The following is a 12,141-nucleotide window of genomic DNA, read 5'->3' on the forward strand; positions in this document are numbered from 1 at the left end:
CCGTGAAAAACTGTTGATAAAGGGTATTAAACCTCAGGTCACCTTATCCGATCTTTGAAATAAATAGTGCGCTAATGAGCAAGTTCACCGCGTGTACTTCTGGCGCATCCACTTCGTAGTGTTTCTTGAGAAAAGCCCGATCAAGAGAGATCACCGAGAATGGCGTACCGTCTGAGGCACCGTGACCGAGCGAATGATCAGAGACGAGTTCCGCAAAAAAGGATTGTAGTCGGTCTTCAGCGACAACAATCATCGTGCCTGGCACAAAACACTCTTCAGACAACAGGCCGATAGACTCCGAGACCGAGCTTTGCCACTCGCTCGAAGCTTTTTTAAGAAGCGGAGCGACTTTCGCCTTTGTTTCATCCGACAAAGCATCAAGGCCGTGTAGAGAAAGAACCGAAAGGGCCGTCTCTGGAGAAATACCCGCGCCTTTTTTCAGAGCACGGAGAAAATGCTCCGCTCCCATCGGCACGGTGATCGTCTGCATCGCCACACCCTTCTTCACAATAGTAAAATCCGACACCTCACCATCAACATCCACCAACAAAAAATGCTGCGGGATGGATGGCACATTGCGCACCACTGAAACAGTGACGAGCGGAAACGTATGGAAATCAATCACTGCTCGGCGAAATACCCCCTGCACCTGTGCTCGCACTTGTTTCAATAGCTCACTACCAACAATACTGAAATACAGAGCAACGTCCATTTCTTTGTACTTCTTCCCTTTTGGCTGAGCGGTCTCGTAGCCGTTTAAGGAAATTCCGACAATATGCTTCTCGACAAGCTCAAGCTCCTCATGAAAGCGTTCACCGAATTCGCTCGTCGCAAAGGCGTCGCAGAACGTATGTGCTTCACGCAGCACCAATTCATCGAGCGACTTCTCCGAAAAAGGCTCCGGGGTATCTTTCACTTCACGGATGATCTTTGTCTGCGACAGAAACCATGGCGAGGCGAAGGTGCAGTGGACCGAGAGCACGGCATCTGCTCTCAATGAGCCTATCTTTGTAAAAGTGAGGTGAGGGAGGCCTTCTTTTTCGATCCGCTCTATCACCTTTTTCAACACCAGTACGATTGCCTCATTCATATCCTCATTCGGACGATGTAAGGGAAAAGTCTCGTCGCAAGAAAAGAGGATCTTTGGAGCATGACACAGACCCGACGGTGAATGCATGTCGCCGCAATCTCGCAGTGCCAATGCACCGGAGACTCTCTCGCCCTCGATATGGATCAGGACGACCGGTTCTTTTTCCTTCCTCGAATGCGTACCAAAAGACAGCAGACTCATGCCAATATTGTATCACGAATCAAATCGTCCAGTTGTCACTAAGCCAACACGGCCTTGATCCGTCGCACGCCGGCAGACACGGCTTCTTCTTTGGCGATCTTAAACCTCCACGCGCCTGCCGGCCCGGCGAGCTCCTTGGTATTTTTCACGTGAGGGCCACCGCAGAATTCTTTTGAGTAGGCGGTCTGCACAGCATCAATACCGGAGCCCTGCCCGCCGATAAAGTAGACGGTCACCTTGTCACCATATTTGTCACCAAAGAAATGCAGGGCGCCCAACTTCTCAGCTTCAGCTTTCGGAAGCTCGATCACTTGCATCGGGAGTGCTGCTGAGATCTTCTCATTGATAATCGCCTCGACACGCTTCTTTTCGTCGTCGGTCATCTTGGTGCCATGAGCAAAATCGAAACGCAGTCGCTCTGCAGTGATGTTGCTACCCTTCTGCTGTACATGCGTACCAAGCACGTCGCGCAGTGCCTGATGAAGCAAGTGCGTCGCAGTGTGATACTTCACCGACATCTCATCGGCATCAGCAAGACCGCTTTTGAACTTTTGTGCAGCGCCTGCACGGGAAAGTGCTCTGTGTGCTTCGAGTAGACCATCTACTTCATCCCAACTATCGACTGTGATTTTTCTTAAACTCACTTCTTCCTTAATTAACTCCTTAGGGAAACCGTAAGTAGTAATTAATTTAAACACTTGTTCCGAAGTCAGAACATTATTATACGGCTGCTTGAAAAATTCATTCTTTTGTTCTTGCGTACTGACGATCCCAGACTTTATTCTTATAAACTCGTCAAATACTTTCAGACCGTCTTTAAGAGTCTTTCTAAAGCGTTCTTCCTCAGCTTCGATTTCTTTCCTGACGGACTCAGTCTTCGCCACAAGTTCTGGATACGCCTCCTGATACATTGAAACAACCACTTCGACGAGGCCGGAGAGAACACTTTTCGTGACACCGAGTGAATCACTGAACCGCACCGCTCGTCGCAACAGGCGACGCACGTAGTATCCCTGATCGGTATTCGAGGGAAGCACGCCATCCGCGATCAAAAAGACCGATGCCTTCATGTGGTCGGCGATGATTCGGAAAGCTTTTGTCTGAGCCGCATCAACACCATACTTCTTCCCGGAGACGCTTTCGATATAGTCGAGGATCGGACGGTGATTCACTTCGATGATATCGGCACAATCGGCAGTCGCCATCGCGAGCCGCTCCAAGCCGCCACCGAAGTCGACATTGCTTTTTGGAAGTTTTGAAAATGTGCCGTCGACATTCTTCTTGTACTCCATGAACACGTTGTTGCCAATCTCAAGGAAGCGGCCGCAGTCGCAGTTTGGGTGACAGTGCGGACCAAACTTTGTGTCGTGAGCGACGTCGGAAAATTCAAAAAACATTTCGGAGTCAGCACCACCTGGCTCGCCTGCCGGCATCTTCTCTGGCACGCCAGCGCGGCTCCACCAATTCTTCTTGGCGTCATAGTAAAAGATGCGACCGCCCTGCATGCCTACTTGGTAGCCATTTTCTTCGCTGCCGATCTCGACTTCTTTTGTCTCAATCCCTTTTTGCGCAAAGAGTTTTTTCCACAGAGCCGCGGCTTCGGTGTCTTTCGGGATGTGGTTTTTCTCGTCGCCGATGAAAGCGGTCACATAGAGCTTGTTCGGATCGATGCCGATCTCTTCTGTGAGGAATTGAAACATCCATTCGATCTGATCTTTCTTGAAATAATCGCCGAGCGACCAATTGCCGAGCATCTCAAAAAAAGTGGTGTGGCGATTGTCGCCGACTTCATCAATATCAACGGTGCGGAAAGACTTCTGCGAATCCGCAATACGTGTACCGAGCGGATGCGCTTCGCCGAGCAGGTACGGCACCATTGGCTGCATGCCGGAACCGGTGAAGAGAGTTGTTGGGTCGTTCTCAGGCACGAGCGGCGCCGACGGAACAATGGCATGGCCCCGCTTCTCAAAGAATTTCAGATACCGGCTGCGGATGTCGTGGGATTTCATTGAAAACAATACTCGGTTTAATTGGTAGCTTTCTTTAATGTATTCAACGTTCTTCGCATCCACTCCGGGTCTTGTGCGGCGCAGTGGTCAAAAATGAGATCAAAGCCGCCTTCTTCCTTGAGAAGCAGTTCCTTGAGTTCACGTCGCTCCACTTCAGTAAAAGACTGACTGCCCTCTGGGTTTGGTTGCGATGAAGTTTCCATGTGTATTCGAGGTATTTAGCGTGGTCGAATCTGTAGAAAACAGTATAGCAAAAAGGCCGAAAATCGGCCATTTTCGAGGGGTATTGACTTTTTACTACTTATTGTGCTATAATACATTTCAGGAAAGGACGGGCTGAGTAAACCAACAGCTCAAGCAGAAAAACATGAAAAAGTTCCTCGAAAAATGGCGCGCAGCTCTTTGTGCGATCGCCGTAATGGCAGTAATCCCCGTTGGCATCATTGCATATCCAATGCTCAAGCTCTCTGGCGAGAACAAGATCGTGGTGGAAACCCTCTACAGCGACGGCATCATGCCAGCCATGAACTCAGATGACGGCTTCACCGGTGAGATTATCAAGGTGGTAACGCCGACGAAAAGCAAGGTCGTGATGCTCGGCATACGGCAGTCGTCCGTGCGACCCGGCAGCGAGGTCATCAACAACGTCGCAAACGCAATCTTCTTTGCCATCGGCGACGAGACGATGCGGGTGGGCGAGAAAGTCCATGTCAGGAAGTATTGGCACGCGCCGCACAACCAACTCAGCCAAAACTACACCGTCTGGCTCGCTGCCAAGCTCGACACCAACCAGGTCGCCGAGAAGAAGTAGCCAACGAAAACCAAAGGTACGCCGACTACCTCTCGCAAGAGAAATTGTCGGAACAACTGCAACACTTGTTGCGGTTTTTTGTTTCCCTACTTAATCATCCCCGCCCCTTTGGCCAGCTTCTCGAGACGTGCGATGTCGTCCTCAATAGCGCGAATGCCGTCGGCGAAGAATTCGGGTTTGGTGACGTCGATACCGATGTCCTTGAAAATATCCTCTGGCGACTTGCTGCTGCCGGCGCTCAAAAACTGCTCGATCTTTTTCAGATAGCTCTTGTCCTGCTTGTATCGCTGATACAGCGCGCGCGAGATCAAAAAGCCGTACGCATAAGTGTATGTATAGAAGAAATAGCGAATATGCACCCACCAGACAAAGCGGTAGCCGTCGTCCGGATGCAGCTTCACATTTGGCCCGAGGTAGGCGGCCATTTCTTTGTTCAAGAGCGCAGCGATCTCAACACCCGACAATGCACCCTTCTCGCGAATCGCACGATGCAACGCCAGCTCAAAGTTGAAGCAAGCTACTTGGGTAAACACGGTCATGATGGCGTCGTTGATACGGTCATGGAGCGCAATGATCTTTTCTTTTTCAGTCAATGTCGCAAACACCTCTTCGAAAGCAAAGTTTTCAAACAAGGTGCTCGCCGTCTCGGCTACCGAGGTCGAGAAACCGCGCGACAGTATAGGCTGGCGTGCATTGCTGAGCTCGCTATGAATTGCATGCCCCATCTCATGCGCCAAAGTCATCACGCCATCCATAGTGCCCGAATGATTGAGCAAAATGAATGATGGCAACACGGTACCGCACGTGCAGAAACCGCCGCCTCGCTTCCCTTTGCGAGGAAACACATCGATCTGTCCATTCTTCAAAAATCGCTCGAAGATTTCGACATACTGTGGACCAACCTTTTCGAAGGCTCGCGTCGTGATCTGCACCGCCTCATCAAAATTCACCTTTCGCGACACCTTCCCGACATCCGCACCACGATCGGCAAATTCGAGCTTCGGCACCTTGAGCAATTTCGCCTTCAGCTTGTGGAAACGGTGCGCCACCGGAAAGGCCCTGGTCGTCGTGTTCACGAGATTCAAGACAGTCGCCTCGTCGTTTTGGTACCCGAGCAAGGTCGCGGTGTACGGCTCCTTCAAGCCGCGAAGTTCATCATTAATTTTCTTGTCGGTGCAGATCGCATTCATCTCCGCCTCAGCAAAAGCGCCGATATCCTTCAGCTTCGTTCGTACATCCGCCCAAAGTTTCCGTCGGGTCTTCAGTGGCAAGCTTGGAATCTTGTTGATCGCCTCTGCAATTGGAATAGTCTTCCCTGCGAGCTTCACCGTCTGCGCCGCAAGCAGTTTGGCATGACCATCTACCCAGAGCGAATAGGACGGGAGCGACTTCAGATTGAGAATTTTCTCCTCAGCCTCGGAAAGATCGTACTTACTCGTGTCAAAAATATGCTTCAAGTAGTATCGAAATTGTTCGAGCTTTTTGCTCTTGAGGAAACGCGCCTGTGCCTCAGGAGCAATCTTGCCGAGCATCAACGGGAAGAAGACAATTTTGTTGCCTGTCTTTGCCAACCGTGCCGAGAGCGCTGTGCTTTTCGCTTCGGCCACCGTATCGGCTGAATTGATCTCGCGCACCATGCCGAGATAAAAAGCTGGCTTGAAACCCGCACCGATCTCGCAGAGTTTCTGCCAATCGGTGAGCGCCACAAGTAACGCATCTTCGTCCGTCATGTATGCCGGAGTAGCTACCCCCTGAGGCTTGTACTTTTTTTCAAAAGAGTCATTCGCCGCCTCGAGCTTCTTCACATCCGCCTCGATACGCGGATCCTCGTGGGAAGAGTAGAACATACCCAGATTCCACTCAGTACAATATGCCGGCTTTTTTGCAGTCTTTTTCATGCCCTACACTATACGTCAAAAAGGCGGCGGCGCAAAACGGGCTAGCACACGCTCGCCAACTCCTCTTTCACTTCGGCGATTTTGCTGGACGAGAGGCCTATCGAGGTCAGTACAGACGGATCGGCATTGAGTGCCTTGCACAGTACGATGCCTCGACGAAAGAGTTCCTGTCGGTGACTGTCGCTGAGCGTGCTGATGCAGGTGAGCGGATGCAGGCCAGACTCCTCGATCCACTGTTCGAGGTTTTCTTTTTCTGGATAGTTCCAGCCGATCATTTTTAGGCCGGCACATTTGCCATAATCGATAGCGGTCTGAGTAAATTTTGTATTCGTCACCAGCCAGCCCTCGCCAAATGGACGCTTCTTGCCGCCGTAATCAAAACTCTGCGAGCGTAGGTCATCAAATCGTGCCTTCACATAAAGGGCAACCTTCAGGTCGGTCTTAAATCCGAGCTCGTTGTGGAATTTCAATTCGCACATGATGAGGTCTGGGCCAGCGAGGACAGCCGTCTCGGTCGCGCCGTCTTTGTACGCCACCACGTCCACTTCATGCGGTACACAGGCACCCCGCACTGTCTGGTCGGTGAGGGCAGTGTAGCCTTTTGCACGGAATACTTCGGCGATAAATTTCTCGAAGGGAAAGCCGGTGGGGCCGAGGCCGGCGAGGGCGCGGCGAAGAGAATACTTCGCCGCTACCGGCTTCTGGTGCTGCCGCAACAGATTGAATGCGTGATGATAGATATCGTTCGTCGTCACTCCTTCCACCAATTCACCTTGAATGTGCGCAACAATCTTCTCGATGACGGCATCGTCTGCTCCAACACGCTTCAACGAATAAACAAGCTTCTCCGGACGGAAAGCTTGTTTACTACCATCAGCCTTTAAAATATGTACTGAGGAATTCATTCCTGCTCCCTACTAGCCCTTGATATTGACGTTAAAACTGTCGAGATCTTGATTGTCTGGCACTTCAAACAAATTCAAACGGAGCTTCTTGCCATTGAGAGTCGCTGAGAGGAGAATATCCTTCACTGCCTCGAAAGATAGCTTGAAGGGCTTTGAGGTGATGACCTGGGCACACATCTCAGAGGTTGAAGTCGAGGTAAACACGAGAGTGTATCCAGTGGTGTTGTTGGCGTCTTTGTTGTATGCACTTGCGAGAGAGTGACATGGGGTCGGTAGGTCGATCTCACCTACATAGATGTGTCGGCCATCCTTGTACTGATGCTTCACATTCACCATCTGAACATATTCATCCTGAGCAACCGGTGTCTGTGTGGTATCACCCACATCAGGAGTACTTGGCGTCGAGAGCCAATAGATGCCGAGTGCCAACAAAACAATGACGACTACGCCGATAACCCAGCTCTTCATGTTGCTATTTGATTCCATGTGAATGTGATGGTGAATATGCCCGAGTGAATAATACCTGTATTATACTCCCTTCTCGATGATCCCGCCACCGACACAGACGCCGTTTTGATACAAAACCACCGACTGTCCAGCGGCCGCAGCAAATTGTGGTGCGGCAAAATGAAGCTGATATTGGGCACTTTTACCGGATATGGCCGTGATCGTGCATCGCTCGAGTGGCTGTCGATAGCGAATCCGCGCAGCACATTCAGCACCGTTTTTCACCGCTTGTCCAGTCCAACTGATGCTCCCGATGATGACAGTCGAGGTCGTGAGTGGGGACGCTTCAACATCACGTTGCGATACTGTAATGATATTTGCCTCAACATCCTTCGCGAAAACATACAATGGCTTGTCCGCAATCGTCTTTTCGGTGACCATGAAGCCGTGACGCTGTCCGAGTGTGAAGAATGTCGCGCCATCATGTGAGCCGATCGTCTTCCCTGCCTCATCCAACACCTTGCCCGCATTTTTTGGAATATAGTGTGCGAGAAAATCCTTCATATCCACCTTGCCGATAAAACAGAGACCTTGGCTATCTTTCTTCTCGGCGGTCGGCAGCCCAAATTTCTGAGCGAGCTTCCGCACTTCAGGCTTCGTGAGATGGCCTATCGGAAATAGTATTTTCGAAAGTCGCTCCTGCGTGAGCGTCCACAAGAAGTATGTCTGGTCTTTGTCCGTGTCGGCAGATTCGCGCATTTCCCACAAGCCGACAGTGCCCGCTGCGGGATTGAACATATTTTGTGCGTAATGCCCTGTCGCCACAGCGTCTGCACCCATCGCCAGCGCCTTTTTCAAAAAAGCACCGAATTTAATCTCCTTGTTGCACATCACGTCTGGATTCGGCGTGCGGCCGCGGCGATATTCTGCGATCATATAGTCCACCACCTCTTCTTTGTACTCTTTTTCGAGGTCAATGGTCACAAACGGAATATCCAGCACGGCTGCCACTCGCATCGCATCGAGCCGCTCCTCTTTCCAATTGCACGGCAAAAAATCCGGTTGCCACACCTTCAAAAATACCCCTGTCACGTGGTACCCGGCCTCTTTGAGCAAAGCCGCTGACACGGAGCTGTCCACTCCACCAGACATGCCGACGAAGAGCTTCTTGCCTAAGGGTTTCTGCCCCTCTTTTTGTCGATCCTGAATCATTTCAGGAATTGTGCCTTGTTTGCTAGGTGTTCGTCAAATGTCCGGCCGTAGTGCATGACACCTTTTTTGTCTGTGAGGAAATATAAATATGGTGTGGAAATCGGCGAGATGGTAGCGGAAATAGAGTCAAGACCAGGGTTGGTGATCGGGGTCGGCGGCAAGCCTTTGTGCAGATAGCTATTGTATGGCGACTCGATGGCAAGGTCGGCGGTGGTAAGCGTGTAGGTATTTTTGCCATTGATATACAAGAATGATGCATCCACTTGCAACGGCATGCCGAGTGAAAGACGTTTCCACAAAATGCCCGCAATCGTGCGTCGAGTGATCGTCGTACGACCCTCTTCCTCGACGATCGAAGCCATCTTCACCACATCCGAAAGTGGTTTGCCAAATTTGGTGATTTCTGACTGCAGAGTGGAAAGCTTCTGGTCGAATGTCTGCTGCATCAATTGCATCACCTGTTCGGGAGTGGTGCGTGCCACAAAGCGGTATGTATCCGGGAACAAGTACCCCTCAAATGGTGCGGCGATTGTCACGAAATGCTTGGCATCGAAATCGGGAAAGGTTTTCTTCATGATCTCACCAATTTGCTTGACGCTTGAACCCTCCGGAAAAGTCACCTCCTTGTATTCAACTCCGAATTCACCTTTCGCGATGCGCTTCAAGAGCTCAATAGAAGAGATGGGGGTTTTCACAAAATATTCTCCCGACAAGATTTGTCCCTGATTGCCCGAGATATACGCCGAGAAGGTAAAAAATGATGCAGAGCGAACCAACCCAGCCGCCTCGAGCTGCGAGGAAAGCGCGCTGAGTGACGTTCCCTTCTCCACGCTAAAAAACGACTTCACAGGAAATTCCGCCGGCGGCCGAACAAATGCCAACCACACGACAAGCCACACAAAAAGACAGGCAACCACAGTGGCGCAGCAGGCCAGAATCAGCGCCCTAAATGGCGGCCGCGAGATCTCCAATCCTGATTCCGGTGCCATATCCGTGTAGGTATCCATTATCGCTTTGATTAGATCGGGATTAGATCGGCAAATTGCTTGGGGCCTCTGATCGGCGTGACTCGATACGATCCAGAGAAGGCGTAGTCGCAGTCGCACCAGGAAGATGGAAAATGGTCGCCAAAGATTCGGTGGTCATGACAAACGACTTAGACTTCCAATGCTTGTAGGGATAGGTAAAGAACGAGCGGTGTTTGAAAGCATCCAAAAATGCCTTTTCATAATACGTACGGCGCATACGCCCAAAATCTTGCCACGGATAGTCGAAATCGGTAAAGAAGCCGAGCCCGAGATTGTTCAAATAGTTGTAATTGCCACCATACTGTCGGAAGGCGCCGATCAAGCCAGGCACGCGCACCGGCAGTTTGTTGGCTGCCTTTGTTGCAATATACATACCGCGAATAGCGGTATCGAACGGAAGCTTGTGCGCATTACGCTCAATGGCGGCGATCGCTTCAGCCTGACCCTTGGTAAGATTTGGGAAACCGGGATATTCAGAGTCAGTCTCCGGCGTGGCTGCCTTTTTGATATTTGCAATCTCCGTCTCACACGACTTGAGCCAATCGTCCACCTTCTTCAAATGTCCTTCTTGCAATCCAAGCTTTTTGTGCGCCTGGATGAGGATCTGGAACCAGGCCTGCTCTCCAGTTTGCAACGAACCCATCCATTCGAGCATCGAGTTTATTGGATCGATCTTGAATTCTTCCTTTTCCGAAGCCTTGTCCAAGCCAAAATCCACATAACTCTTGATCTGATACATATCCTGCGAACCGGGAGTCTTGCCCTTCTTCGAATGTTTAAAATACGTGCCCCACATCGGCATTTCTTCCGGATGAGTGAAGACCTGGTCGGTGTAGTCCGGTACCTCTTCAATCACGATGCCGGGATAATACGCATAGAGCTGTGCCTCAATGAGATCCTTGTATTTAGTATGCGTCCAAATATAGAAATGTACCTTGCCACCGATCGAGGCGATCTCCAGAGAGAACCAGTTGCGGATCTTGCCATTGATGTACGTATCGATCCAGCTCGCCGAACCTTTCTGCCAGATAGAAGCGAGAAAAATTTCCATTGCCAATGGCGACTTGGTAACCTCCTTCGGCAGTCGTATCTCGAGGAGCGTGCCACCCTGTTTCTCCACAAACTCACTGCGCACATAATGAAACCAGGTATAAAAGAAAATGTATCCGCAGAAAAAGGGTAGCCAGATCGGATACATCGACAAGAACGTCGAGATGCTTTGGTATAACAAACCACTAAAATCAGCGCCGAGAGCTGGGTCCATGAAGGTAATAATAACAAAAAAGTGCTGTCCCACTCAAGGGACAGCACTTTTTTGTTTGTGCGGCCCGTGCCGCTCCGTCTCTTAAGCCTTCGCTGTTGGCACCAAGCTGATGACTACCGAATACTTTCCTTCTTTGTCTTTCTTGAAATGCTTCGGGTTCTGGAGGTTCACCATGATGGTGTTTTCTTTCACATATCGCTCTTTGAGCACCTTCTCGATAATCTCGCTCTTGCTGAGTGGACCGCTCCTCTCGATGATCTTCTTGATCACATCCTTCACGACACCACTCATATAACCCCATTCTGCGAGCGCGTAGAGACCGCGACCGACAAGGACGAAACGAGGATCTTTGATCAATTCATTATGGCAGGTCGCAACATGCGCCTTGATATTGAAGATCTTCTCGATATTCTTTGCCACCTGTGTGAAGTGAATCGGCGAACCATGCTTGCGGATGACAAGGAAAGCGTAGTCACGCATGCCCTTGGTCTTGATATTTGGAGAATCAGCGAGGCCCCATTCACCGAGTGGGTTCTTAGCAACTTTCTTTGAGAGCTTGAGCCATCGTCGAACCACCTCTTCATTCTTGTGCTTTTCAGATACGTCCTTGAGGTGCTCGAGAAACTTGTTCACCATCTCTGATTCAGAAAGGAGATCGTCGTTTGAGATGCTCTTGTACAGCTTCTGGAGAGATGCTTCCACCTGCCTTGCAAGCTCTTCATTTACATGCCATCGATGATTGAAATGTTCGTCTTCTTTCTGTCGCTCAAATGTATCACCGAGCACCAACAGAAAATTGAGGTGATTCTGGAGAGAGACATCCTTTGAAATATGTGCGAGAAGATCGTCTTCCACTACAACTCCGCCGAGAGAGTGAAGTACCTGCTCAAGATCGGCAAAAATCGCCTTCTCCTTGCCGTATGCATCAGACTTGCGAATGTTTGCGATCGCGTAGTTTTCGATCTGTCGTACACGCTCTCGAGTGATGCCGTACTTCTTGCCAATCGCTTCGAGCGTGAGACGCTTCGCTTCTTTTCCAAGACCGTATCGAGCGGTGATCACTTCCTGAGCACGGTCAGGCAAAACGGCGATCAGCCGCTTGGTTACTTGTTTTGGTTTGAAGCTAATAGTGCTCATGTGTCGTAATATTGATTAACCTAAATTATCATTGATAGTCATAATAGTCAAGCTTTGTCAAAAAGTCAAGTGTGGAGCGGATTTTCACCCATTTTGCCCTTCCTCATGGGTATTATTACACCACACCACCACTCTTCTC

The 12,141-nt window shown here is 50.2% G+C and carries 11 protein-coding genes; 1 reads left to right on the forward strand and 10 read right to left on the reverse strand.

From position 1 onward, the window contains the following. Positions 1 to 43: 43 nt before the first annotated feature. From AAB391_00925 to AAB391_00935, 3 genes are read right to left on the reverse strand one after another with little or no spacing between them, the layout of a single operon-like run. Positions 44 to 1,291: a hypothetical protein gene (locus AAB391_00925; protein MEK7644875.1), complete on the reverse strand. Its 1,248-nt coding sequence runs from the start codon at positions 1,289 to 1,291 to the stop codon at positions 44 to 46. A 38-nt stretch (positions 1,292 to 1,329) separates the two neighbouring features. Beyond that, complete coding sequence (locus tag AAB391_00930) at positions 1,330 to 3,300, reverse strand: alanine--tRNA ligase-related protein (protein ID MEK7644876.1); 1,971 nt, start codon at positions 3,298 to 3,300, stop codon at positions 1,330 to 1,332. A gap of 17 nt (positions 3,301 to 3,317) precedes the next feature. Then, positions 3,318 to 3,503: a hypothetical protein gene (locus AAB391_00935; GenBank protein MEK7644877.1), complete on the reverse strand. Its 186-nt coding sequence runs from the start codon at positions 3,501 to 3,503 to the stop codon at positions 3,318 to 3,320. A 164-nt stretch (positions 3,504 to 3,667) separates the two neighbouring features. Between AAB391_00935 and AAB391_00940 the strand changes: the two genes are divergently transcribed. After that, positions 3,668 to 4,111, forward strand: coding sequence for a hypothetical protein (locus AAB391_00940; GenBank protein MEK7644878.1), 444 nt, complete (start codon positions 3,668 to 3,670; stop codon positions 4,109 to 4,111). A gap of 86 nt (positions 4,112 to 4,197) precedes the next feature. Here the strand turns inward: AAB391_00940 and AAB391_00945 are convergent, their stop codons facing one another. The 7 genes from AAB391_00945 to AAB391_00975 form a co-directional block, all read right to left on the reverse strand. Further along, positions 4,198 to 6,009, reverse strand: coding sequence for a M3 family oligoendopeptidase (locus AAB391_00945; GenBank protein MEK7644879.1), 1,812 nt, complete (start codon positions 6,007 to 6,009; stop codon positions 4,198 to 4,200). A 41-nt stretch (positions 6,010 to 6,050) separates the two neighbouring features. Continuing rightward, on the reverse strand, positions 6,051 to 6,914 hold the full coding sequence (locus tag AAB391_00950; protein MEK7644880.1) for an ATP cone domain-containing protein: 864 nt from the start codon (positions 6,912 to 6,914) through the stop codon (positions 6,051 to 6,053). 12 nt (positions 6,915 to 6,926) lie between these two features. Then, on the reverse strand, positions 6,927 to 7,400 hold the full coding sequence (locus tag AAB391_00955; GenBank protein ID MEK7644881.1) for a hypothetical protein: 474 nt from the start codon (positions 7,398 to 7,400) through the stop codon (positions 6,927 to 6,929). Positions 7,401 to 7,442: 42 nt separating this feature from the next. Beyond that, positions 7,443 to 8,573: a tRNA 2-thiouridine(34) synthase MnmA gene (gene mnmA / locus AAB391_00960; protein ID MEK7644882.1), complete on the reverse strand. Its 1,131-nt coding sequence runs from the start codon at positions 8,571 to 8,573 to the stop codon at positions 7,443 to 7,445. Then, entirely contained in the window at positions 8,570 to 9,580 is a 1,011-nt protein-coding gene (gene mltG, locus AAB391_00965) for an endolytic transglycosylase MltG (protein ID MEK7644883.1), read from the reverse strand. The genes mnmA and mltG overlap by 4 nt, the downstream gene beginning before the upstream one ends. Positions 9,581 to 9,602: 22 nt before the next feature. After that, positions 9,603 to 10,865, reverse strand: coding sequence for a hypothetical protein (locus AAB391_00970; GenBank protein MEK7644884.1), 1,263 nt, complete (start codon positions 10,863 to 10,865; stop codon positions 9,603 to 9,605). A gap of 81 nt (positions 10,866 to 10,946) precedes the next feature. After that, positions 10,947 to 12,002 (reverse strand): sigma factor-like helix-turn-helix DNA-binding protein, encoded by a 1,056-nt coding sequence (locus tag AAB391_00975; GenBank protein MEK7644885.1) that lies wholly within the window; start codon positions 12,000 to 12,002, stop codon positions 10,947 to 10,949. Positions 12,003 to 12,141 lie beyond the last annotated feature (139 nt).

The organism is Patescibacteria group bacterium (genome assembly GCA_038065315.1).
Lineage (GTDB): Bacteria > Patescibacteriota > Minisyncoccia > Phycocordibacterales > JBBTRF01 > JBBTRF01.

Coding starts and splice junctions, on each gene's coding strand:
- AAB391_00925 (MEK7644875.1), bottom strand. CDS start 1,291: ATGAGTCTGCTGTCTTTTGGTACGCATTCGAGGAAGGAAAAAGAACCG.
- AAB391_00930 (MEK7644876.1), bottom strand. CDS start 3,300: ATGAAATCCCACGACATCCGCAGCCGGTATCTGAAATTCTTTGAGAAG.
- AAB391_00935 (MEK7644877.1), bottom strand. CDS start 3,503: ATGGAAACTTCATCGCAACCAAACCCAGAGGGCAGTCAGTCTTTTACT.
- AAB391_00940 (MEK7644878.1), top strand. CDS start 3,668: ATGAAAAAGTTCCTCGAAAAATGGCGCGCAGCTCTTTGTGCGATCGCC.
- AAB391_00945 (MEK7644879.1), bottom strand. CDS start 6,009: ATGAAAAAGACTGCAAAAAAGCCGGCATATTGTACTGAGTGGAATCTG.
- AAB391_00950 (MEK7644880.1), bottom strand. CDS start 6,914: ATGAATTCCTCAGTACATATTTTAAAGGCTGATGGTAGTAAACAAGCT.
- AAB391_00955 (MEK7644881.1), bottom strand. CDS start 7,400: ATGGAATCAAATAGCAACATGAAGAGCTGGGTTATCGGCGTAGTCGTC.
- mnmA (MEK7644882.1), bottom strand. CDS start 8,573: ATGATTCAGGATCGACAAAAAGAGGGGCAGAAACCCTTAGGCAAGAAG.
- mltG (MEK7644883.1), bottom strand. CDS start 9,580: ATGGATACCTACACGGATATGGCACCGGAATCAGGATTGGAGATCTCG.
- AAB391_00970 (MEK7644884.1), bottom strand. CDS start 10,865: ATGGACCCAGCTCTCGGCGCTGATTTTAGTGGTTTGTTATACCAAAGC.
- AAB391_00975 (MEK7644885.1), bottom strand. CDS start 12,002: ATGAGCACTATTAGCTTCAAACCAAAACAAGTAACCAAGCGGCTGATC.